Origin of the sequence: Nocardia donostiensis, from assembly GCF_002081715.1 — a bacterium.
Taxonomy (GTDB): domain Bacteria; phylum Actinomycetota; class Actinomycetes; order Mycobacteriales; family Mycobacteriaceae; genus Nocardia; species Nocardia donostiensis.
The window spans coordinates 1-22,266 of record NZ_MUKP01000058.1 but is presented as its reverse complement, the minus strand read 5'-3'; the positions used below and the strand labels follow the sequence as shown (position 1 = coordinate 22,266).

The window sequence follows — 22,266 nt, the reverse complement described above, 5'->3', positions numbered from 1 at the left end:
CACGATGATCGCCGCCCAGATGTTCCGCGACCGTCGGTGAGCAGCACCAGCATCGGGCGGCGGCGCGGATCGCGGACACGTTCGCGCTGCACCACTTTCCTGGCCTCCAGCAGCCCGGCGGCGAGCGGGGTCTTACCTCCGGTCCGCATCCCGGACAGGCGGCGCACCGCGATATCGACCGATGAGGTGGGTGGCAGCACCAGTTCGGCATCACTGCCGCGCACGGTGATCACCGCGACCTTGTCGCGCCGCTGGTAGGCATCGCGCAGCAGCGCCACCACCGCGCCGGTGACCGCGGAGAGACGATCACGGGCCGCCATGGAACCGGAAGCATCGACCACGAACACCACCAGATTCCCTTCCCGCCCTTCGCGATACGCGCCGCGCAGATCGTCCGGCGCCAGCCGCAGCGGCCCACCGTGCCTGCCACGGGCGTACTGGTGCGGTGCGGCGGCGAACACGGTGCCCAGCAGGTGCAGACCGGTCGTCGGGTCGCTGGTGATGTTCACCACCCGTCCCTGCCGGGTCTGCGCCCGGGAACGGCGACCTGGCGCGCCTTCACCCACGCCGGGAACCTCCCAGCGCGGCGGGGACGCATTCGACGCCGACGGGACGGAGGTACGCCCCGCACGGGAACGACCGCCGCCGGGACCGTCCGGACCCGGGTCGGGATCGTCGTCGGGGTCGGTCGGCTCGCCCGGGCGGCTCTGCTCGTCACCGGGATCGTCGGAACCTGCGCCCGGTCGCTGCTCGTGTCCGGGCTGTGCACTGTCCTGCTGTCCGGCCGGGTCGTCGGGCTGTTCGCGTTCGGCTTCCTCGGCCGCGTCACGCATCGCGTCGTCGAGCTGTTCTTCGCTGATACCGGGTTCGTCGAACGGGTCGCGGCGACGCCGATGCGGTAGCGCGAGTTCGGCCGCGACCCGCACATCGTCGGCGGTGACGGTATCGCTGCCGCGCCAGGCGGCGTACGCGGTGGCGGTACGCGCGACCACCAGGTCCGCGCGCATACCGTCGACATCGAACGCGGCGCACAGAGCAGCGATCCGGCGCAGCTCCACATCGTCGAGCGCCACTTCGGGCAGGCGATCACGCGCGGCAAGCACCCGGTCGGCGATCTCGGCGTCGGCGGCGGCGTAGCGGGCGGCGAACGCGGATGGATCGGCTTCGTAGTCGAGGCGGCGGCGCACCACCGCCATGCGCACGTCCACATCGCGGGAGGCGGCGACGTCGACGGTCAACCCGAACCGGTCGAGCAGCTGGGGGCGCAGTTCGCCTTCTTCCGGATTCATGGTGCCGACCAGCACGAACCGCGCCGGATACGCATGCGACACACCGTCGCGTTCGACATGCACCCGGCCCATCGCCGCCGCGTCGAGCAGCACATCGACCAGATGGTCGTGCAGCAGGTTGACTTCGTCGACGTAGAGCACGCCCTGATGTGCGGCAGCAAGCAGACCGGGCCGGAACGCCTGTTCGCCATCGCGCAGCACCCGCTCCAGATCCAGCGAACCCACCACGCGGTCCTCGGTCGCGCCGACAGGGAGTTCGACCAACCGTGCGGGACGCAACCCGGTCTCGTCCAGCGCGGGCGGCAGCAACCGGGCCAGCGCGCGCACCACCGTCGATTTGGCGGTGCCCTTCTCGCCGCGCACCAGCACACCACCGATTCCGGGATGCACCGCGCACAGCAGCAGCGCCAGTTGCAGCCGCTCCTGCCCCACCACGGCCGAGAACGGGAACCCGGCCTCGCCGCTCACCTCCACCGGGGAACCGGCCTCACCGGAGGCGACCGACGATACTGCGGACTCAGCATGCGACACGGACACGCCCCAACTCTAGGCAAGGACGGTCCGGCCGCGGCGCACCTACCCCTTACGCATCGGGACGTGCGCGACTCCGCCGTCGTCGACGAACTCCTCGCCGTCGACGGTGAACCCGTGTTTGGTGTACAGGTCTACCAGGTAGGTCTGCGCGTTGATACGCACCGTGTACTCGCCGACTTCGGCGAGCGCGGCCTGCAGCAGGCGGGTGGTGTAGCCGTGGCCGCGGGCGGGCACGGCTGTACACAGGCGTTCGATGCGGAACGACTTCACCCCGTCCTCATGTTCCTCCGAGAGCCGCACCGTCGCGATGACCTCACCTTCGTCATCGAGCCAGAAATGCCGGGTTTCCGGCAGCAGGTCGATCCCGTCCAGCTCGGGGTACGCGCTCCGCTGCTCGACCACGAAGACTTCGACCCGGAGTTTCAGCAACTGGTACAGGGTGGCGGTGTCGAGGTCCTGCGACCACGACCGTCGGAGAGCAACCGTTGACATCATCGCGTCTTGCTATCACACCTAGCGCGCGGATGCGACCCCTGCTGCGGCAGGAGTGGCGTCGCGGTTGAGTTCCAGCGCCTTGGACGTCCAATCCCAGACCTCAGCGAACAGCGCCTGATTCTCCGACAGTTTGACCCCGAGCGAGGGCACCATTTCCTTCAGCTTCGGTGTCCAGCCCGCGTACTCCTGCGGGAAGCAGCGCTGCAGCACATCCAGCATGGCGGTCACACAGGTCGATGCGCCCGGGGAGGCGCCGAGCAGACCGGCGATCGTCCCGTCCTGCGCTGAGATCACAGCGGTGCCCAATTCCAGCACACCGCCCACCCCCTTGCGGCGGATCATCTGCACCCGCTGCCCCGCGGTGATGAGCTCCCAGTCACGGGCCTCGGCGCGCGGAATGAACTCCTCCATCGTGTAGACCCGCCCCTGCTGCGATTTCATCAGCTCGGCCACCAGGTACTTGACCAGGCCGAGCTCGGTGACACCGACGCCGAGCATCGGGGTGAGGTTGCCGGGTTTGATCGACTTGAACAGGTCGGAGAACTTGCCGTCCTTGAGGAACTTCGGCGTCCAGCCCGCGTACGGCCCGAACAGCAGGCCCGGTGTGCCATTGATGACGCGGGTGTCCAGATGCGGTACCGACATCGGTGGCGCGCCGACGGCGGCCTTGCCGTACACCTTGGCTTCGTGTCGGTTGATCAGGTCGGGATTGACGCAGCGCAGGAACTGGCCGGAAACCGGGAAGCCTGCGAAACCCTTGATCTCGGAGATACCGGACTTCTGCAGCAGCGGTAGCGCCCCACCACCCGCGCCGACGAAAACGAACTTGGCCACGAGCGTGCGGGTGCGGCGGGTGCGCAGGTTGCGGACGGTGACCTTCCAGCTGCCGTCGGACTGCTTGCTCAGGTTGCGTACCTCATGACCGAAGGCGATCTCGGCACCGCTGGCGCCCATATAGGCGAGCAGTTCCTTGGTCAGCGAACCGAAGTCGATATCGGTGCCCGCGTCGGTCCAGTTCAACGCGACCGGCTCGGAGAAATCCCGGCCGCGCGCCATCAGCGGCAGCCTGCGGGCGAACTCGTCGGGGCTGTCGATGAACTCCATACCGGGGAACAGCGGATGCGGGGCCAGCGCCTCGTAACGTTTACGTAGATAGGTGACGTCGTCGGCGCCGTGCACGAAGCTGACATGCGGGATGGGGTTGATGAACCGGGACGGGTCGGTGAGCACCCCGTTTTCCACGGCGTAGGCCCAGAACTGGCGCGACACCTGGAAACGTTCGTTGATGTCGATGGCCTTGCTCACATCGACCGAACCGTCCGGCCGCTGCGGGCTGTAGTTCAGTTCACACAGCGCCGAATGGCCGGTGCCCGCGTTGTTCCACGGGTCACTGCTTTCGGCCGCGGCGGCGTCCAGACGCTCGAACACCGTCATCGACCAATCCGGCTGCAGCTGACGCAGCAATGCGCCGAGGGTGGCGCTCATGATGCCGGCACCGATGAGTACTACATCGGTCTTTTCAGTCAGGGCAGCGTTCGGCACGGGTAGATCGACTTCCTTGTCCTGGTGCGCGGGGCACGCCTCATCGGGTGGTCCCGCTCGGGCACGGGCGCTATACGGTTGTTGCGGGGGTCTGGCTGTGGCCGGACCGCGGCGGCGGGATGAAGGTTACCCGTCGTTCACCCAAACCCAATTGTGCACCTCACCGCCGCGCGAATCCCTAGGGAGGCCGCCGAATGTGACGCAGATTCCTCCCTCGGCAGGGTTCTGCAGCTCAGCCCGCGTCGCCTAGGTTGAACGTGTGACGAGTCAATCCTCCGCCGCGGCTCCCGGGACGACCCGGGCAGCTGCCTGGCAGCCGGACATCCTCGGCGCGGGATACGAGCAACGCACGCTGCCGCTCGGCCCCGACCCCGACGGCGAAGGCGAAGCGGTTGCCACCCTGGTGCGCCATCTGCCCGGCAGCGAACCCGAGAGCGGCTACGCCGTGCTGTACGTGCACGGTTTCACCGACTATTTCTTCCAGCGGCATCTCGCCGAGCACTTCGCCGAGCGCGGGCACCGCTTCTATGCGATGGACCTGCGCAAATGCGGCCGCTCCCTGCGGGCGGGGCAGACACCGCACTACATCACCGACCTCGCGCTCTACGACGCGGAACTGAACGAGGCGCTGCGCATCGTGCGCGAAGAAACCGGCCGCGAGGTGCTGCTGGTGGCTCACTCCACCGGCGGTTTGATCCTGCCGCTGTGGCTGAACCGGCTCAACCGCGACGGCGGTGTGGCAGCGGCTGGGATCACCGGGCTGGTGCTCAACAGCCCCTGGTTCGATCTGCAGGGCCCGCCCTACTACCGCACCATCGGCACCACGCTCATCCACGCGCTCGGCAAGTTCCGCGCGACCGTGGAACTGCCGCTGGGCAAATCCGACGCCTATGGCGCCAGCCTGCACAACAGCGTCGCCGGGGAATGGGACTACAACCTGGATTGGAAACCTCTGCACGGTTTTCCGGTACGGTTCGGCTGGTTGCGGGCAATCCGGCGCGGGCACGCGCAACTGCACCGAGGCCTCGATATCGGGGTACCGTCACTGCTGTTGCGGTCACGGCTGACGAAATTCGCCCGCCGATACGGTCCCGCAGTAGACGTAGCCGACGCAGTGCTCGACGTGCGGCAAATCCAACGCTGGGCCGGCTGCCTGGGCGACCGGACTTCGATCGTGCCGATCGACGGCGCCCGCCACGACGTGTTCCTGTCCGCCGCGCAACCACGTGCCGCCGCGTTCCGTGAAATGGACACCTGGCTGGACTGGCTCACCGAATACCGGCGAGAACACCAGGCGATATCACCACATACTGGTGCGTAACACGATCTCGGTAGCGAACTCCTGATCGGCCTCAGTGGCCACATTGTCGACATCGACCTGCACAACCCGGAATTCGCCATACACGTAACGCCCCGAACTGTCGGCAGCCGACCGCGACAACGGTTTGGTGACCAGCACCGTCGTCGGCAACTCCACCGCCCGACACCCCGGATCCAACACATAGCCCGCACCGTCGTGCACAGCAGGATGACCCCGATCGGCAACAACCAAACTGATGAACCGCCCGAAACCGGACGCACACACCTGCCAAGCGACACTGGCCCCATCACCACGGCCCGCCACATTCACCCAGGGCACCCCGAGCTCATCCAGAATGGCATACACCCCGGTAATGTCCAGATCGCGCACGGACTCCACGACAATGGTCTGCAAATCCGAATTGTGCAGCCGATCGCAGACCCTGTCGAAAATATTCGGCGGGTCCCCCGAATCCGGCAACAACAACACACTGTGCTGAGTCACCGGCCCGTCGACCCGCACCGTCCAGGCCCGGTCTCCGAGAGCAATCCGCCTAGATTTCATGCCGAAAAACGCTACACGGTATTTATTGGCCGCGCCTCCGGCGCGGCGGTTCGAGGCGGTGCCTGTCATCGAGGGCTCGGGCCGGTCGAAGTGAGGCCCGTTCGAAGCATCCGAACGGCGGCACCTCAGTGTGGGGATGCATCGGCCTACCTGCACCGGCCCGAGGTTGCGGCTGCGGTGAGAGCAGGGCGCTCAGCCGCGCACGGAACCCTGAGCCGTTCGGCGGCAGGTCGTCCTCATCCGACCGGGTATACCTCGGAGCGCGCGGTGGTGATGGTGGGCAGGTCCAGGGGTGCGCCGTCGGAGATGAGCCGGTCTAGTTCCGGTAGGTCGAGGTGTTCTTCGACGAGGTCGGCGAGCAGGTCCAGCTGGCGGGTGCGGATGTCGGTGACGCGAGTGCCGGAGGCGACGGTGAAACCGGTGCGGCCCGCGCGGGCAGCGACCTCGGTCAACCAGGCGCGGCGGAATTCGTCCGACTCCAGCAGCCCGTGCAGGTGAGTGCCCCAGACGGGCCCCCGAACACTGCCCTCGGGGCCCGGCGCGCCACCGTCGGCGCCGCGATCAGGCTCGGCAGGTGTTGCCTCGGCACTCACCAACCAGTGGTCGTCGCCGCTTCGCCGGACACGGCCGTGGTGGATTTCGTAGCCCGAAGCCGCGATACCCGCCGTGGTCGTGCCGGGGGCGCCGATCGCGCGGGTCCGCCGCAGCACCTTGGGGGCGGCGAACTCGATATCGAGGTCGAGCAATCCGAGCCCGGTGACCGCACCGGCCGACGATTCCACCCGGTCGGCGATCCGGCGGCCGAGCATCTGGTAGCCGCCGCAGATCCCCAGGGTCGGACCGCCCGCGGCCGCTCGGGTGATGAGCGCGTCGGCGATCCCGGTACTGCGTAGCCAGGCCAGATCGTCGACGGTTGCTTTACTGCCCGGCAGCACCACCAGGTCGGCTCCGGCCAGCCGGGACGGCTCGCTCACCCAACGCACCGAAACACCGGGTTCGCAGGCCAATGCCTCGACATCGGTGGAGTTGGAGATGCGGGGCAAGCGGATCGCGGCCACGGTCAGCCATTCGCTGCCATGCGGCGGCGCCGGGCGGCCCACCGGTGCGTCGGCGACGGTACCGAGGGAGTCCTCCGCATCGATCCACAACTCGTCGCAGAACGGGATGACACCGTAGGTGCGCCGGCCGGTCAGCTGCTCGAGTTGTCGCAGGCCAGGCCGCAGTAGTTCCACGTCGCCGCGGAACTTGTTGACCACGAACCCGGAAATCAGTTGCTGGTCTTCGGGTTCCAGCACGGCCACGGTGCCGAACAGGTGCGCCAGCACCCCGCCGCGGTCGATATCGCCGACCACCAGCACCGGTAGTTGCGCCGCCCGCGCCAAGCCCATATTCGTCAGATCGGTGGCGCGCAGGTTGATTTCGGCGGGTGAGCCGGCTCCTTCGCAGATCACGACATCGAATTCGGCGCGCAGCGCGGCGAGTTCGTCCGCGACGACCGCACGCAGCCGGCCCCGATGCTCGATATAGTCGCGCGCACCGACAGTGTCCACGGCCCGGCCACGCACCACCAGCTGGGAGCGCCGGTCACCCCCGGGTTTGAGCAGCACCGGATTGAACCGCACACTTGGTTCCAGCCCGCACGCCCGCGCCTGCAACGCCTGCGCACGCCCGATTTCACCGCCGTCGAGGGTGACGACCGAATTGTTCGACATGTTCTGCGCCTTGAACGGCGCAACCCGGACTCCGCGACGGGCCAGCATCCGGCAGATCCCGGCCACCACCACGCTCTTACCCGCGTCGGAGGTGGTTCCGGCGACCAGCAGCGCGCCGCGCAACGCCCCGGCCGGACGGTCGATCACGGCAGGGTGAGGATTTCCGCACCGGATTCGGTGACGACCAGGGTGTGCTCGAACTGGGCGGTCCATTGACGGTCCTTGGTGACCACGGTCCAGCCGTCGTTCCAGATCTCGTAGCCGATCCCGCCCAGGTTGATCATCGGTTCGATGGTGAACGTCATCCCGGGTTCGATGATCGATTCCACGGCGGGCTGGTCGTAGTGCAGGATCACCAGACCGCTGTGGAAGGTGGGGCCGACACCGTGGCCGGTGAAATCGCGCACCACGCCGTAGCCGAAGCGGTTGGCGTAGGACTCGATGACGCGGCCGATCACATTGAGCGCCCGGCCCGGCCGCACGGCCTTGATGGCCCGCATGGTGGCTTCCTCGGTGCGCTCGACCAGCAGCCGCACCTCCTCGTCCACATCACCGGCTCCGAAGGTGGCGTTGGTGTCGCCGTGCACACCATGGATGTAGGCGGTGACGTCGATATTGACGATGTCACCGTCCTGAACCACCGTGGTGTCGGGGATACCGTGACAGATCACCTCGTTGAGTGAGGTGCAGCACGATTTCGGGAAGCCTTTGTAGCCGAGGGTCGACGGGTAGGCGCCGTGGTCACACAGGTACTCGTGCACGATCCGGTCCAGCTCGTCGGTGGTGACGCCCGGCGTGACCGCTTTACCGGCCTCCTGGAGGGCCTGGGCGGCGATCCGGCCTGCGATGCGCATCTTCTCGATGGTCTCCGGGGTCTGCACCCACGGCTCGCTGCCTTCGTTGGCTGTTTTCTTCCAGACGTACTCCGGTCGCTCGATCCCGCGCGGGACCTCACGGATCGGGGTCGGGGTTCCGGGAACAAGCGGCTGGCGGGTACGCACGGACATGGGTCAAGAGTATCCACCTTGCGCGGAGGGCGCCGCGTGTACGGCGCACGACGGTGCTGGGCAGGGGTGCACGTCAGGTGATCGCCGGGCCGTGCCCCGGGAAACCAGGAACTGTGAGAACAGGAATACCGCCGGTCCGCCCATCGTTCCCACAGGTAGTTGACACAGAAACTACTTGGAAAAGGTGCACCAGATGGAACTCGGTCTGACCACTTTCGCCGAGCGCTACCCGGTTGCCGACCAGGACGCACCCAGCCCCGGGCAGCGGTTGCGCGAGGTCGTCGCCGAGGCAGTGGCCGCCGAACAGGCCGGCCTGGACGTCTACGGTGTCGGCGAACACCACCGCCGCGATTTCGCTTCCTCAGCGCCCGCTGTCATCCTGGCCGCGATCGCCGCGCGCACCGAGCGCATCACGCTCACCAGCGCGGTCACCGTGCTCAGCTCCGACGACCCGGTACGCGCATACCAGGACTTCGCCACCGTGGATCTGCTGTCCGGCGGGCGCGCGGAGCTGATGGCCGGACGCGGGTCGTTCACCGAATCCTTCCCGCTGTTCGGCTACGACCTGTCCGACTACGACGAGCTGTTCACCGAGAAACTCGACCTGCTGCTACGCATCCGCGCGGACCAGCCGGTCACGTGGTCGGGCAAGTTCCGTCCGCCGCTGCGTGCAGCGACCGTGCACCCGCGTACCGAACGCCCGCTACCGGTGTGGATCGCCGTCGGTGGCAGCCCGGAATCGGTGGCCCGCGCCGGACTGCTCGGCCTGCCGCTGGCGATCGCGATCATCGGCGGTGAACCCGCCCGCTTCGCACCCCTGGTCGACCTCTACCACCGCGCGCTCGCCGAAGGCGGCCATGCACCGCAACCGGTCGCGGTGCACGCGCACGGCTATATCGCCGACACCGACGAGCAGGCCGTCGCGGATTTCTATGCCCCTTACGCTGTCGCCATGAGTGTCCTCGGCCGCGAACGCGGCTGGGGTCCGATGACCAGGGATACCTTCGAGGCTCTGCGCTCGCCGCAAGGTTCGTTGTTCGTCGGCTCACCCGAACGCGTCGCCGAAAAGATCGCCACTGTCCGCGACACCCTCGGACTCGACCGGTTCATGCTGCATCCCAGCGTCGGGACGCTGCCACACCACAAGGTGCTGCACAGCATCGAACTGCTCGGCGGAAAAGTCGGGCCGCAAGTCCGCTGACCAACGCTCACCGCATCCGGTGCCGTACATCGGCTTCGAAGGCGACGCGGTCACCGCGGTACAGCGAACGCACCAGCTCGATCAGCCGCCCTGCGCTATCACGGCTGCGCCGCGTGAGCAGGAGCAGCGGAAGCGCCGTACCGCATGGTTGTCGAGGATGCGCTCGATGTCGATGCGCACCCGATGCACCTTCGACGCCCGCGCCACGGTGGCGTCGGCCTGCTCGGCATACCCTGTCTCCGAGGAGTTCTGGCGTCGGCCGGCCGGGCCGCTCTCGTCCGTTGTCATCGTTCCCCACTCCGACAGATCGACGTCCTTCTCCACCTGAAGGGGAAGGCTCCGGCCTGGGCGTGCTCTGAAACCTGACGGGGCAGTGCCGCTTGCTACCCCGGTGTGAAGCGGAGCCGCCGGTAGTCGAAACTGGTGAACTCTCTCGAGGGTGTTTCCTCGCGGCGGTTGCGGCAGGAGTTCCCCGAACTGGTTCAGCGTTACTGGCGTGCTCAACGGTTGTGGTCCGGCTCCTACTTCGCCGGTTCGGTCGACGGCGCTCCGATCACAGCGCTACGGCAGTACATCGAACAAGACCCGTCCAACCTGAACCACCTGTGACGTTAACCATCTATTTGCCATTACAACATTCAATGGTCTAGACCATTATGGCACTGAGCGCCCACGCATGGCTGCACAGCTATCAGGGGGCGGAAACCCCGCTACCGCACTCGCCTTCGCCGTGACCCGCCACTGCCGAACCGGAAGCGTCGTTCATCGGTTCCGGTGCGTCGTTTGTCCAGTGTGCTGAACGACAACCCACGCTCAGGGCCAGGGCCTACTGCTCCGGCAGGCGCCGCCTGCCGCAGGACACGTCGGCAATCAGGTCGGTGTAGCCGTCGACGAGTTCGGCCAGGTGATACCAGTGGCGGTGGGTGTTGTCGCTGCGCGGTCCGTCGGCGTCGATCGCCTGATTCGCCTTCACCCAGCTGCGCGCCATCCGGTCGATCACAGCACCGAGGCTCTCGGTGTGTAGTGAGGCGCCGTTGCGATGCTGGGGCACTTCCTTGGTGATCCAGTCGTTGATATCGTCGATGAGTTCGCTACGTCGGCAATCTATTTCGGCCACCAGCGCCATATCGCGCACCTGAACGCGGCGGGCATGCAACTCGGCGAGGGCATGCGCCGAGCGCAACATCTCTCGGTCCTGGAACCGCCGACCCTGGAAGGCGCACAACAACTGCGGCGCAGTGGGCAGCGGGGTCACCGTCGGCGCGCTCATCTTCGCACCTCGAACTCGTCCGTCACCTTCGCAATTCGTAGCAGCATATTCAGCTCTCGATTCGGTCTCGCGGACTCGGATGGGGATCGCTCGCAACTAGGCTAGCTGGATCATGCTCTTACAGATGCAAGAACACAAGACACAGGAATGCAACAATGCGAACTAAGTAGTGCACAAAGCAAAAGAGTTGCGTCTCACAATGATCGCGGGCCGAGCCCGCCCACCCGGACCGGTCGGTGCAGAACGGGAAACGAGCCGGTCGCACGCCTCTCGCGGCCGGTCATGTCGGCCTTCCGGGGCGAAAACCGCTCGGCGGGCTCGACACCTCGGCACCACGCACGCTCCGCGGAAATCGAACGGAATCCGCAGCACCGGTAACGCATACCGCATGGAAGCTCACAGATAGCCGGCCGCCCGGCCCCGGCGGCTCGATACCACCACTGCCACTCCACGATCCCCCTAGGCAAAGGAACCGCCGGAGCACGAGATTTGCCCCGAACCCGGCGGACCGGATCGGTACGGACTGTAGTCTCTGACCAGATATCCACCAGTTGGCGCGACTTCGCCGCTCGCGTGGGCTCATCTTCAGAGAGCGAACCAACCGAGCCCCGGTAGGCAAAGCGCGAAATACGCAGTGCGCGAGGGGAAAGGGTTCAACGGTATGGCGGGCAAGCGCACGGTTCTGACCGCGGGGTTGCGCCGGTTGTCGGTGCTGTTGTCGGAGATGCGGGAACAAGCCGGACTCAGCAAAGAAGAGGTGAGCGCACAGACCGGTATCAACGTCACCACGCTGTACCGGATCGAAACCGCGCAGGCCAGACCGCAGAAACGCACCCTGATGACCATGCTCGACCTGTACGGTATCGACGCGGCCCGGCGCAAAGACGCCCTCGAACTGCTGTCCGACGCCCAGAAGCCCGGTATGTCACGCCCATACGAGGCCAGCCTGACCGAGGTGTACGCGGCCTATATCAATTTCGAATCCGTGGCCCTGTCGGCCCGCCACTACGAGACCTCGTTCATCCCCGGCCTGTTGCAGACCGAGCAGTACGCCATGGCGGTCATCGACACCGCCATGCCGAAGACCGAGGCGTCGGTGCTGGAGCGGCGCGCCCGCGCCAGGATGGACCGCGCGGTAGTGCTCACCAAGGACGAACCACTGGAACTGTGGGTAGTGATGGACGAGGCCGCGATCCGGCGGGTGGTCGGCGGCCCCGAGGTGATGGCCGGGCAGTTGCGCAGACTGCAGGAGGAAACCAAACGCAAGAACGTGATCCTGCAGATCCTGCCGTTCGATGCGGGCGCACACCCGGGGATGGCCGGGGCGTTCACCCTGCTCGACTTCCCCGACCCGGCCGACCCCGAACTGGTCTACGTGGAGGGTATCTCCGGTGACGCCCTGATCGAAGGACACAACGAAATCCGTCGCTTCGGCGTGATGTTCGATCAGCTGCGCGCCATGGCGCTGAGCCCGCGCGATTCGGCGACCATGATCGCTGAAGCCGCCGAGCGCATGGGGTAGACGCCGGGGCATGAAACAGGTGTTCGGGAGCACACGATCACCTGGTGTGTCCTGTAGCACGTTTCGTGGCTGCCGATTGGCGAAATGAGGGTTTCTGATGGCCGACGACATCACGGTATCCGGTACCGAATCTCAGCCGAGCCTGAAACGGATGATGGGCCCATGGCTACTGCTGTTGTTCGTCGTCGGTGACATTCTCGGCACCGGCATCTACGCGCTCACCGGGCGGGTGGCCGGACAGGTCGGCGGGGCGGTGTGGGTGCCGTTCGTTGTGGCCTTCGCCGTCGCGTTCATCACCGGATTCAGCTATCTGGAGCTGGTGACGAAATACCCGCAGGCTGCGGGCGCGGCGCTGTACACACACAAGGCGTTCGGGATCCATTTCCTCACGTTCATGGTCACGTTCGCGGTGATGAGTTCCGGTATCACCTCCGCGTCCACGGCGGCGCGGGCGTTCGCGTCGAACTTCGCCGAGGCATTCGAGCTGGATCTGGGTTCCGGGATCGGCGTCACCATGGTCGCGCTGGCGTTCATGGGCCTGATCGCCGCGATCAACCTGCGCGGAGTCCGGGAAGGCGTGGCCGTGAACGTGCTGCTGACCTGCGTGGAACTGTCCGGTCTGCTGATCATCATCGGCATCGGCATATGGGCGCTCGGCACAGGCGACGGCGATTTCAGCCATCTCACCGAATTCGACACCGGCGACCGCACAGCGTTCGGCGGCGTCATCGCCGCGACCACCCTCGCCTTCTACGCGATGGTCGGGTTCGAGGATTCGGTGAACATGGCCGAGGAAACCAAAAACCCCAGCCGCATCTTCCCGAAGGTATTGCTGGGCGGGCTGCTGATCACCGGCCTGATCTATGTGCTGGTGTCCATCACCGCCGTCGCCCTGGTGCCGATCGATCAACTGTCCGAAGGCAACACCCCGCTGCTGCGGGTGGTGGAGATCGGAGCACCCGGTTTCCCCACCCACGTCTTCGCTTTCATCACCATGTTCGCGGTGGCCAACTCCGCACTGATCAATATGCTCATGGCGAGCAGGCTGCTGTACGGAATGGCCAAACACCGTGTAATACCCGGGCAACTGGGCCGCGTCCATCCGGTTCGGCGCACCCCGTTCGTGGCGATCACCGCCACCACGCTGTTGGCGTTCGGGCTGATCCTGTTCGTCGGTGAGGTGCCGGAACTGGGCGGCACCACAGCGCTGCTGCTGCTCGCCGTGTTCACCATCGTCAATATCGCGGTGCTGGTGCTGCGGCGTGACCCGGTACCGCACCAGCATTTCCGCACCCCGACCTTCCTTCCGGTCCTTGGCGCGCTCAGCTGCGCCTACCTGGTGACTCCGTTCACCGATCGCAACCCCGCCCAGTACGCGATCGCCGGGGTGCTGCTGGCGATCGGGGTGGTGTTGTGGATACTCAACCAGTTGCTGTCCCCGCGCGCAGGCGCCGAACCGGCCGACGAGAAACCGGTCAAGTGACCGGCATCACGTAACATCGGCCTATGCCACTGTCGCACAGTACTTTCCGGCCATGACGGGCATTGCTGCGTCTGGGCGGCAGCCGGGTCACAGAGGTGACGTGCGACCAACTGATCGGTAACGTATCCGCCGATGACAAGCATGGAAACCAGGTTCCGTGACGCAGCGGGGACGGTGCCGCTGCCCAGCCCCTGGGACCTCAACGCCTACCTCGCCGAGGTAGCCGCCCACCGGAAGCGGCCGGTATCGCTGCAACCGGTACACCGTTCCGCGCTCACCGATATCGGCTGCGCAGGCAACGGGCTGTGGGTCGCGCGCAAATACGACGACATCATCGTCTACGACGCGAGCGCATCCGGCCGCAATGCCGACCACATCGTCCTGCACGCCGTCGGGCATATGCTCCTCGGGCACGGCGCCGACCCCGACAGCGACGCCACGCCAGGGCCGGAGGCCTTGACCCCGGCACTGGCCGACGCGCTGTCGTCCATCTCCCCCGGCTCGATCACCCAGGTGCTCGGCAGGCACGAATTCGGACCCGAACGGGAACAGGAAGCGGGTGTCTTCGCTGAGATGACCATGGTGTACGCGTCGCTGCCGCGTAAACGCTCCCGCTCGTTCCGGCTGTTCGGCCTGCGACGCAAGCGGTAGCCACCACCGGGCGGGCTACCGCTGCCCGGCTACTTCAGCCGCAGACTGGACAGATGCGAGTCGTCCTCGCCAGCCGCCGTCAGATAGAGGGTGTCGCTGTCGCCGACGGTGACACCGTCGCCGAACTCGAAATCTCGCAGACCGTCGACTGCGAGCGGCGCACCTGAAGCGTCGCGCACATAGTCGACGAATTCACCGGTGGCGTCGTCGAAGGCGAGGATCCTGCCCGCGCCTGCGGTATTGCCGACGAGCAGTTTGCCGCTCAACGGACCGAAGGTGGACGGGCTGATCGCGACGGCGGACGGTGCGTTGAGCCTACCCGCGTCGTCGATGATGCGGACCAGGGTGCCGTCGGCGGCGTACTCGACGAGTTTGCCCTTACCGGGGCGGTCGCCGGACGCCTCCTCGGCGGCGGTATCGAGGACATCGGGTGCGCCTGACTCGAACCGCAGCGCATCCCCGGCGTCCTCGCCCTCGGCTCCGCCCTGCTGCTCCCCGGCGCCCGCCGCGTCCTCAGCGCCGTTTCCTGGCGTGCTCACCGTGCCCGGAACTTCGTCGTCGGCGACAGGCTGGGTGATCGCGTAGGAGACGAACACTCGATCGCCGATGGTGGTCACGTTGTACGGCGCGGGATCACCGGGCAGCACCTGGCGGCCCAGCTCCGGCTTGTCCGGGTCGATCTCATCGCCGCTGGCGAACGGGTTCACGAACCCGGTGGTGGGAACGAGCTGCCAGTTCTTGTCGAAGGTTCGCACCTGTGGTTCCGCGCCGAAATCAGCGACCAGCAGCGCATCCCCCGACGGTGCGATCGCGAGCCCGGAAAACGACATGCCCTGCGCCGCCCCGTCGAACACCAGGCTCGCCGGGCCGTCGTGACGGACGATGGCGCCGTCGTGGGCCAGCTCGGTCCAGGCCGAAAGCGTGCCGGAATCGGTGGCCAGGATATGCCGGGCCGAACCGGTGAGCAGCAGCGGCGGCACCCCCGGCAGCGGCACCGGCTGATCGCGGACCACGAACAGATCCGAGTGCACCGGCGCGTGGTTGGCGATCACCCCGGTGATCTTGCCCGCGCTCTGCTCCGAGGTTTCCGCGTCTGCACCGGGGATGTCGACCGCGGTGAACGAATCCTGGAACAGCCGCTGCAGCGCCGTATCCGCTGCGGCGCGGACATCACCGGCGAACGGGAACGCGGTACCGCCCGCGCCGACCCAGAAATGTCCTCCCGGCCGGGCCGCCAGCCCCCACGCCTGCGACAGCTCGTCCACCGTGAGCACCGCGCCACTGTCGTCTCCGCTGCCGACGAGCTGGGTCAGGACATAGTGGTTCCCGGGCAGGGCGGCGATATCGTTCGCGGGTCCGGAGTCCGAGCAGGCGGCGGCCACCGCCAGCACCGCACCGAGCGCGGAGACGCGCACCATGCCGATACGCCCGCGCGGGGTCGGCATACCGGATTCAACCCGGCGTCCGTACAGCATTTCTTCCCTTTCCGACAAACATGCACTGCCTCGGCCATCGGCCGCCGCTCACCTTATCGCGAGAAAAATATGGGAGGGGGAAACATCGAGCGGCCCAGAGGTTTAGGCTGTCAGCCGTGGCCGACCCGCAACCGCCTATCGCACCCCATCCGGATATCGCTCCGCTGTCCCGGCTACTGGGCACCTGGCGCGGTTCGGGACGGGGCGAATATCCGACCATCTCCTCGTTCGGCTATCTGGAAGAGATCACCTTCGGACATATCGGGCGCCCGTTCCTCACCTATGTGCAGCGCACCCGTGCTGCCGACGACAATCGCCCGCTGCACGGGGAAACCGGATATCTGCGCTGCCCCACCCCCGGGCGGGCGGAGCTGGTCCTGGCACATCCGACCGGCGTCACCGAGATCTGTGAAGGCGCCCTGACCACCGATGACGACGAGCTCCGGTTGGAACTCGAGTCCAGCCACGTCGGTCTCACCGGCAGCGCCAAAGAGGTCACGACCCTCGGCCGCTCCATCCGGTTACACGGCCGCACCATCGACTACACACTGCGGATGGCCGCGGTCGGTCAACCGTTGCAACAGCATTTGACTGCGACGCTGCAACGGGTCTGAGCCCGGATAACGGGAGATATAACGGTACGGTCACGGGGTCGGTCTACTCGGTCACAATTCGGCTCATACCTGATCGACAACGACTTTCCTCTTGTCTCGATGCGCTGTCGCCGCTTACTTTGGCCTCAGCAGCAAATTTTCAGAAAACCCTTCCGGAGCGTTGCAGGGGAAGGGTGCTCGAGCTCTTTATCCGTCGAACCCCTGATCCGAGGGAGCCGGACAATGAAGCGTCCCACTCTTGCTCTCATCACCGCCGGAATGATTCTGGGCGGAGCCGGCGTCGTCGAGATACTCGGCACCGAGACCGCGGCCTCCGCACCACCACGGGACCGGCTCCCGCATACCGATCAGGTATCGCCGACACCGCCCAGCTCGCTCGCCGACCTTTTCGAAAACACCTATCCGGCCGCGACCTGGAGCAACCCCGGCGGTGACGGGGCCGACACCGCGGAACCGGATGCCAGGGCTCAGTAACCCGGCGGAAGCGCCGCCAACATCTCGCGGGTGACCGCAACCGCATGATCGGAGCTGCCGCCGCGCACCAGCAATGCCGCGAACGCGATATCGCCCCGGTAGCCCACGAACCACGAATGCGATCCGCCCGCAACTTCGGCCTCCCCCGTTTTGCCGTACACCTCGCCCTGATCGGCGATCCGTGCCGCGGTACCGCCGGTCACCACCTTGCGCATCATCATCTGCAAACCTTCGATCACCGCGGGATCTGGCACCGGGCGCTCACCCTCGATCACGGTCTCCCGGCCAGCGATCAGATACGGCACGGGGGCCGTGCCCTGTGCGATCGTCGCCGCCAGCAACGCCATCCCGAACGGGCTGGCAACCACCCGGCCCTGCCCGATCCCGTCCTCGATGCGCTGGGTGAGGTCGTCGGCGGGCGGTACCGAACCGGAAAAAGTCGGCAGACCGGCCACCGTGTAGTCGGGTCCGATACCGAACGAGGCCGCCGCCCGATGTAACGCATCGGCGGGCAGGCCGGCGGCCAGTTTCGCGAACGAGGTGTTGCAGGAGCGTTCGTAGGCGGTGGCCATCGGCACCGGGCCGACCGAGAAATGGTTGTAGTTGGGGATGGTGCGCTCCCCGATCACGATCTCGCTCGGGCACGGCAGCACAGTGTCGGGGGTGGCGGTTCCAGCAGCGATGGCGGCCGCCGCAGTAACCGTTTTGAACACCGAACCGGGCGGATATCGGCCGATGGTGGCGATCGGCCCGTCGCGGTCGGCGGCCGCGTTCTGCGCGACAGCCAGAATCGCGCCTGTCGACGGTTCGATGACCACCATCATCGCCTGTTCAGGGCGGGCGTCGACGGCGCGCTGGGCGGCGTTCTGCACAAAACGGTCGACGCTGAGGGTGAACGACGGCGCAGGCTGCGGCAGCACCTCGTGCAATACGCCTGCCGGCGCGCCATTGGCGTTCACGGTGACCACCCGCCAGCCCGCCTTGCCGTCCACCTCGTCGATCACCGCTGCGCGTACCTGGGTCAGCAGATCCGGCGCGAAACCCCGCTCGGTCGGCACCAGATCCCATTCCTGGGTCAACCGCACACCGGGTAGCCCGATGAGTTCGGCGCCGACCTGTCCGAATTCGGTTTCGGTCAGCAGGATGACGGTGTGGGGTCCCCCACCAGCGCCGGCGTCGCGCGCCGCGGTCACGATGTTCTCCGGGGTGAGGTCTGCGTCGAACCTGGTCAGCACGGCCGACAGTGCAGCGGCCACCGCGTCCGGGTCGTCCGCGTCGGTGACGGAGAACGTCACCCGGGTCACGGTGCCCGGCACCAGCACATCGGAACCGGCTTGTTCGTTGACCCGCGCCCGCGGGGCAGGGTCGACCCGCAACAGCATGGTTTGGGTGTCGCCGAGTTCGGGGTGGATATTCGATGACGTCCAGCGCACCACCCAGCGTCCATTGCTGCGGCCCATCTGCAGCAGGCCGCTGTATTCCCAGGTGCGCTCGCGCGGAAGCTGCCATCGGTAGGTGTATTCGACGGTGGCGGTGTCGCCGGTGACTTCGGCGCGTCCGGTGGCAGCAGTGAGCTGTTCGGCACCCAGCTCCTCCCAGGCCGACGCCAACGCGGTCGCTGCGGTCTCGGGGCGGGTGGTGTAGGTGGCCGCGGCAGCCGGGTCGGCGGCGGCGAACGCGGAGACGAAGGCGGCGGCGGCCTGGATCGGTCCCGGCGGGCTCGTCGCGCACCCTGTCGCTGCGGTGAGCAGCGCCGCGACGGTCACAGTGAGCAGCAGACGAATCGGCATCGGCACCGATGGTAACGGCCCTGGTTCGGCAATCGACTGTGGCGCACCGGATTACCCGCGGGCCGCGATCAATCCAGCATGACGGTCGCGAACGTCGCGATCTGCCGGAACCCGACCGCGTGATATGCCCGCCGGGCGATCTGGTTGTAATCGTTGACGTACAGACTGGCCGTGCGGCCGGTGGCGACCACCGCATTGGCGACGGCGGCGGTGCCCCGGGTGCCCAGTCCCCTACCTCGGTGTTCGGGATGCACCCACACGCCCTGGATCTGCCCGGTGCGCCGCGACATCGCGCCCACCTCTGCTTTGAACACCACCTGGCCGTCTTCGAAACGCGCCCAGGCGCGCCCGCTTTCGATGAGCCCGGCGACCCGCCTACGGTAGCCACGGCCGCCGTCGCCTGCCCGCGGATCCACTCCGACCTCTTCGATGAACATGGCAATCGCGGCTTCGAGGTAGCGTTCCAACTCCTCGGAGCGAACCTGGCGTACCTCCGGGTCGGCAATCGACAGCGCGGATTCCCGCAGCGCAAGCAGCGGCTGCGCGCCGCGCAGTTCGCGCGCGGGACCCCAGTGTTCGGCGAGCATCTCCCACAGCGGCAGCGTCAGTTCCTGACGACCGACCAACGACGAACAGATCCGCGGCCAGCGGACGGCGCGGTCGGCGAAGGCACGCAATGCGTCTCGGTTGCCGCGCAACGGCATCATGTTCACTCCGGAAAAGCACAGTGAATCGGCGGGACCGCCGCGACTCCACAATTCACCGAGCCCACGGCCGTCCATACCGAATTCCTGCAATCTGGCCGCAACCATGCAGGAGGCAACCGGATCGTCGTCGAGAACCCGGAGGACCTGAGCCAGGTCCCGCTTGGCGAGCTGACGCGCAGGAAGGTTTTTAGCGCGCCGCGCCGGCTCCAGCAGACTCCGCACAATTCACAGCCTGCCACGAACCGGCGCGGCGCGGTACAACTATCCGCCAAAGCGTTGGGCAAACGATGCGCCTCAGCCGACCGTGACGACCGGCTCCCCGGTGCCCGCGGCCTCGCCCATGCTCTCGGCGATGCGCATGGCCTCCTCGATCAGAGTTTCCACGATCTGCGCTTCCGGTACCGTCTTGATGACTTCGCCCTTGACGAAGATCTGCCCCTTGCCGTTGCCCGAGGCGACACCGAGATCAGCTTCCCGCGCCTCACCGGGCCCATTGACGACACAGCCCATGACCGCTACCCGCAGCGGCACCTCCAGCCCGTCCAGACCGGCGGTCACCTCGTTGGCAAGGGTGTACACATCCACCTGAGCGCGGCCACACGACGGGCACGACACGATCTCCAGTTTGCGTGGGCGCAGGTTCAGCGACTGCAAAATCTGCCCGCCGACCTTGATCTCCTCCGCGGGCGGCGCCGACAGCGATACCCGGATGGTGTCACCGATGCCCTCCGACAGCAGCGCACCGAAGGCCACCGCGGATTTGATCGTGCCCTGGAACGCGGGACCGGCCTCGGTGACACCCAGATGCAGCGGGTAGTCGCATTGCGCGGCCAGCTGCCGGTACGCCTCGACCATTACAACCGGATCGTTGTGTTTGACCGAGATCTTGATATCGCCGAAGCCGTGTTCCTCGAACAGGCTCGCCTCCCACAGCGCCGACTCCACCAGCGCTTCGGGGGTGGCCTTGCCGTATTTCTCCAGCATCCGCTTGTCCAGCGAACCGGCGTTCACACCGATGCGGATCGGAATACCGGCCGCACCCGCCGCTTTGGCCACCTCTGCGACCCTGCCGTCGAATTCCTTGATATTGCCCGGGTTCACGCGCACCGCCGCACAGCCCGCGTCGATCGCGGCGAAAATATAGCGCGGCTGAAAATGGATATCGGCGATCACCGGGATCTGCGATTTCTTCGCGATGGTGGCGAGCGCGTCCGCGTCCTCCTGTCGCGGGCAGGCGACCCGGACGATATCGCAGCCCGAGGCGGTCAGTTCCGCGATCTGCTGCAATGTGGCGTTGATGTCATGGGTTTTCGTGGTGGTCATCGACTGCACCGAGATCGGGTGATCGCTGCCCACACCGACATTGCCCACCATCAGTTGACGGGTCTTGCGCCGGGGAGCAAGGACCGCCGCCGGTGCGGCAGGCATCCCCAATCCGATTGTGCTGGTCACGTTCGGCTTCCTGCTTTCGTCTCCAGTCGGACCGTACGTCCGCCGAGTCTAGTCGGGCCAACCCGGGACCTCTGGTGTGACCGCGCCTACAGCCTGTTATCGCAGGCAGCGGCCCTGGTCGACGGGAGACCGCTGCGAGGGGTCAGAAGAGCTTGATCGGGTTGACGATATCGGCGACGAGGGTGAGCATCATGTACGCGCCGCCGATCACCACCGCGGCATAGGTGACCGGCAGCAGTTTGAGGTAGTCGACGGGAGCGCCGGGAGCCAGGCCCTTCCGGCCCCGGATCATGTTGCGGATCTTCTCGTAGAGCACCACCGCGATATGCCCGCCGTCGAGCGGCAGCAGCGGCAAGATGTTGAACGCGCCGAGGAAGAAGTTCAAGCTAGCCAGCACCAGGATGAACATGCCCCACAGGCCGCGTTCGGCGGTTTCACCGCCGATCTTGCTGGCGCCGTACACGCTGACCGGAGTTTCCGGGTCGCGTTCGCCGCCGGTGACGGCGGTCCACAGATCGGAGACCTTGGACGGCAGCTGCGCCAGCGATTGGAAGGTCCGCACGAACATATCGCCGGTAAAAGCAGCCGAGGCGGGGATCGCAGCAAGAACGCCGTACTGGACCGGCTCGTAGTAATCGGGACCGACGCCGACCGCGCTGACTTCCCGGCCTGCGCCGCCGTTGCCGGGATAGCGGACCACCCGTTCCGGGGTCACGGGCACGGTGAGAGTCTGGCCGTCGCGTTCCACGGTGTAGGTGAACGGGCCGTCCTGCAGCTGCGTCTGCCGCTGGAATTCCTTCCAGGTATTCACCTCGACGCCGCCGACGGCGGTCACCACGTCCCCGCGGCGCAGCCCCGCCCGCTGAGCGGGTCCCACACCGGTGCATTCCCGCAGCGAACCGTCCGGGTTCTGCGGTGCGACGCAGCTCATATTGCCGAGCGCGGTCTCCGGCGGCTGATTCAGATTGGGCAATCCCCAGCCGACCGCGAGCACCACCACCAGCACGAAACCGAGCAGGAAATTCATGGCGATACCGCCGAACATGACGACCAGCCGCTTCCAGGTCGCCTGCCGGTACATCGCCCGGTCCAGGTCCTCCGGTGCCAGCTCATCCAGCGCGGTCATCCCTGCGATATCGCAGAAACCACCCAGCGGGAGCGCTTTGAGACCGTATTCGGTTTCC

Annotated in this window: 20 protein-coding genes and 1 pseudogene; 8 read left to right on the top strand and 13 right to left on the bottom strand. The window is 66.6% G+C overall.

Annotated elements, in window-relative coordinates; genetic code table 11:
• The 3 genes from B0T44_RS24085 to mqo all read right to left on the bottom strand — a co-directional run.
• The coding region (locus B0T44_RS24085; RefSeq protein WP_139795343.1) for a VWA domain-containing protein at positions 1–1,757 on the bottom strand (1,757 nt) is incomplete at its 3' end.
• A gap of 108 nt (positions 1,758–1,865) precedes the next feature.
• Positions 1,866–2,318, bottom strand: a complete 453-nt coding sequence (locus tag B0T44_RS24080) for a GNAT family N-acetyltransferase (RefSeq protein ID WP_077115903.1) — start codon at positions 2,316–2,318, stop codon at positions 1,866–1,868.
• Between the two features lie 18 nt (positions 2,319–2,336).
• Positions 2,337–3,860: a malate dehydrogenase (quinone) gene (gene mqo / locus B0T44_RS24075; RefSeq protein WP_077115902.1), complete on the bottom strand. Its 1,524-nt coding sequence runs from the start codon at positions 3,858–3,860 to the stop codon at positions 2,337–2,339.
• Positions 3,861–4,119: 259 nt separating this feature from the next.
• On the opposite strand from mqo, the gene B0T44_RS24070 reads away from it, so the two are divergent.
• A complete protein-coding gene (locus B0T44_RS24070; RefSeq protein WP_077115901.1) occupies positions 4,120–5,181 on the top strand; it encodes an alpha/beta hydrolase in 1,062 nt (353 codons plus the stop codon).
• Here the strand turns inward: B0T44_RS24070 and B0T44_RS24065 are convergent.
• The 3 genes from B0T44_RS24065 to map form a co-directional block, all read right to left on the bottom strand.
• A complete protein-coding gene (locus B0T44_RS24065; RefSeq protein ID WP_077115958.1) occupies positions 5,161–5,724 on the bottom strand; it encodes a hypothetical protein in 564 nt (187 codons plus the stop codon). The genes B0T44_RS24070 and B0T44_RS24065 overlap by 21 nt on opposite strands.
• Positions 5,725–5,960: 236 nt before the next feature.
• Complete coding sequence (locus B0T44_RS24060; RefSeq protein ID WP_077115957.1) at positions 5,961–7,559, bottom strand: cobyric acid synthase; 1,599 nt, start codon at positions 7,557–7,559, stop codon at positions 5,961–5,963.
• A 20-nt stretch (positions 7,560–7,579) separates the two neighbouring features.
• Positions 7,580–8,443, bottom strand: coding sequence for a type I methionyl aminopeptidase (gene map, locus B0T44_RS24055; RefSeq protein WP_077115900.1), 864 nt, complete (start codon positions 8,441–8,443; stop codon positions 7,580–7,582).
• A gap of 193 nt (positions 8,444–8,636) precedes the next feature.
• Here map and B0T44_RS24050 point away from each other — a divergent pair, with 193 nt between their 5' ends.
• The gene (locus tag B0T44_RS24050; protein WP_077115956.1) at positions 8,637–9,644 is read left to right on the top strand and encodes an LLM class flavin-dependent oxidoreductase; all 1,008 of its coding nucleotides are present in this window, start codon (positions 8,637–8,639) and stop codon (positions 9,642–9,644) included.
• Positions 9,645–9,725: 81 nt separating this feature from the next.
• On the opposite strand, the gene B0T44_RS28330 is transcribed toward B0T44_RS24050, so the two are convergent.
• Positions 9,726–9,932, bottom strand: a complete 207-nt coding sequence (locus B0T44_RS28330; RefSeq protein ID WP_254854169.1) for a hypothetical protein — start codon at positions 9,930–9,932, stop codon at positions 9,726–9,728.
• Positions 9,933–10,058: 126 nt separating this feature from the next.
• Here B0T44_RS28330 and B0T44_RS24040 point away from each other — a divergent pair.
• Positions 10,059–10,253: pseudogene (locus B0T44_RS24040) on the top strand (IS200/IS605 family transposase); the annotation flags it as partial.
• Positions 10,254–10,470: 217 nt separating this feature from the next.
• Here the strand turns inward: B0T44_RS24040 and B0T44_RS24035 are convergent.
• On the bottom strand, positions 10,471–10,830 hold the full coding sequence (locus B0T44_RS24035) for a DUF4254 domain-containing protein (RefSeq protein ID WP_077115955.1): 360 nt from the start codon (positions 10,828–10,830) through the stop codon (positions 10,471–10,473).
• A 745-nt stretch (positions 10,831–11,575) separates the two neighbouring features.
• On the opposite strand from B0T44_RS24035, the gene B0T44_RS24030 reads away from it, so the two are divergent.
• The 3 genes from B0T44_RS24030 (at position 11,576) to B0T44_RS24020 (ending at position 14,570) form a co-directional block, all read left to right on the top strand.
• A complete protein-coding gene (locus B0T44_RS24030) occupies positions 11,576–12,436 on the top strand; it encodes a helix-turn-helix domain-containing protein (protein WP_077115954.1) in 861 nt (286 codons plus the stop codon).
• 97 nt (positions 12,437–12,533) lie between these two features.
• Positions 12,534–13,919 (top strand): APC family permease, encoded by a 1,386-nt coding sequence (locus B0T44_RS24025; protein WP_077115898.1) that lies wholly within the window; start codon positions 12,534–12,536, stop codon positions 13,917–13,919.
• Between the two features lie 132 nt (positions 13,920–14,051).
• Positions 14,052–14,570, top strand: coding sequence for a hypothetical protein (locus tag B0T44_RS24020; RefSeq protein ID WP_077115897.1), 519 nt, complete (start codon positions 14,052–14,054; stop codon positions 14,568–14,570).
• Between the two features lie 29 nt (positions 14,571–14,599).
• Here B0T44_RS24020 and B0T44_RS24015 read toward each other — a convergent pair whose 3' ends face one another.
• The gene (locus B0T44_RS24015; RefSeq protein ID WP_077115953.1) at positions 14,600–16,015 is read right to left on the bottom strand and encodes a TIGR03118 family protein; all 1,416 of its coding nucleotides are present in this window, start codon (positions 16,013–16,015) and stop codon (positions 14,600–14,602) included.
• Between the two features lie 146 nt (positions 16,016–16,161).
• On the opposite strand from B0T44_RS24015, the gene B0T44_RS24010 reads away from it, so the two are divergent.
• Positions 16,162–16,659: a peroxynitrite isomerase gene (locus B0T44_RS24010; protein WP_077115896.1), complete on the top strand. Its 498-nt coding sequence runs from the start codon at positions 16,162–16,164 to the stop codon at positions 16,657–16,659.
• Positions 16,660–16,881: 222 nt separating this feature from the next.
• Positions 16,882–17,133 carry a hypothetical protein gene (locus B0T44_RS24005; RefSeq protein WP_077115895.1) on the top strand — a complete coding sequence of 84 codons (252 nt, stop codon included), beginning with the start codon at positions 16,882–16,884 and terminating at the stop codon, positions 17,131–17,133.
• Here B0T44_RS24005 and B0T44_RS24000 read toward each other — a convergent pair.
• From B0T44_RS24000 to B0T44_RS23985, 4 genes are all read right to left on the bottom strand, one after another.
• Positions 17,127–18,923, bottom strand: a complete 1,797-nt coding sequence (locus B0T44_RS24000) for a penicillin-binding transpeptidase domain-containing protein (protein ID WP_077115894.1) — start codon at positions 18,921–18,923, stop codon at positions 17,127–17,129. The genes B0T44_RS24005 and B0T44_RS24000 overlap by 7 nt on opposite strands.
• A 68-nt stretch (positions 18,924–18,991) precedes the next feature.
• Positions 18,992–19,852 (bottom strand): GNAT family N-acetyltransferase, encoded by an 861-nt coding sequence (locus B0T44_RS23995; protein WP_081512615.1) that lies wholly within the window; start codon positions 19,850–19,852, stop codon positions 18,992–18,994.
• A gap of 72 nt (positions 19,853–19,924) precedes the next feature.
• Positions 19,925–21,082: a flavodoxin-dependent (E)-4-hydroxy-3-methylbut-2-enyl-diphosphate synthase gene (gene ispG, locus B0T44_RS23990; protein WP_077115893.1), complete on the bottom strand. Its 1,158-nt coding sequence runs from the start codon at positions 21,080–21,082 to the stop codon at positions 19,925–19,927.
• 142 nt (positions 21,083–21,224) lie between these two features.
• Positions 21,225–22,266: M50 family metallopeptidase (locus B0T44_RS23985; RefSeq protein WP_081512613.1), on the bottom strand; the 1,042-nt coding region annotated here is incomplete at its 5' end.

Coding starts and splice junctions, on each gene's coding strand:
- B0T44_RS24020 (WP_077115897.1), top strand. CDS start 14,052: ATGACAAGCATGGAAACCAGGTTCCGTGACGCAGCGGGGACGGTGCCG.
- B0T44_RS24080 (WP_077115903.1), bottom strand. CDS start 2,318: ATGATGTCAACGGTTGCTCTCCGACGGTCGTGGTCGCAGGACCTCGAC.
- B0T44_RS24065 (WP_077115958.1), bottom strand. CDS start 5,724: ATGAAATCTAGGCGGATTGCTCTCGGAGACCGGGCCTGGACGGTGCGG.
- B0T44_RS24050 (WP_077115956.1), top strand. CDS start 8,637: ATGGAACTCGGTCTGACCACTTTCGCCGAGCGCTACCCGGTTGCCGAC.
- B0T44_RS24000 (WP_077115894.1), bottom strand. CDS start 18,923: ATGCCGATTCGTCTGCTGCTCACTGTGACCGTCGCGGCGCTGCTCACC.
- B0T44_RS28330 (WP_254854169.1), bottom strand. CDS start 9,932: ATGACAACGGACGAGAGCGGCCCGGCCGGCCGACGCCAGAACTCCTCG.
- B0T44_RS24035 (WP_077115955.1), bottom strand. CDS start 10,830: ATGTTGCGCTCGGCGCATGCCCTCGCCGAGTTGCATGCCCGCCGCGTT.
- B0T44_RS24030 (WP_077115954.1), top strand. CDS start 11,576: ATGGCGGGCAAGCGCACGGTTCTGACCGCGGGGTTGCGCCGGTTGTCG.
- B0T44_RS24005 (WP_077115895.1), top strand. CDS start 16,882: ATGAAGCGTCCCACTCTTGCTCTCATCACCGCCGGAATGATTCTGGGC.
- B0T44_RS24015 (WP_077115953.1), bottom strand. CDS start 16,015: ATGCCGACCCCGCGCGGGCGTATCGGCATGGTGCGCGTCTCCGCGCTC.
- map (WP_077115900.1), bottom strand. CDS start 8,443: ATGTCCGTGCGTACCCGCCAGCCGCTTGTTCCCGGAACCCCGACCCCG.
- B0T44_RS24025 (WP_077115898.1), top strand. CDS start 12,534: ATGGCCGACGACATCACGGTATCCGGTACCGAATCTCAGCCGAGCCTG.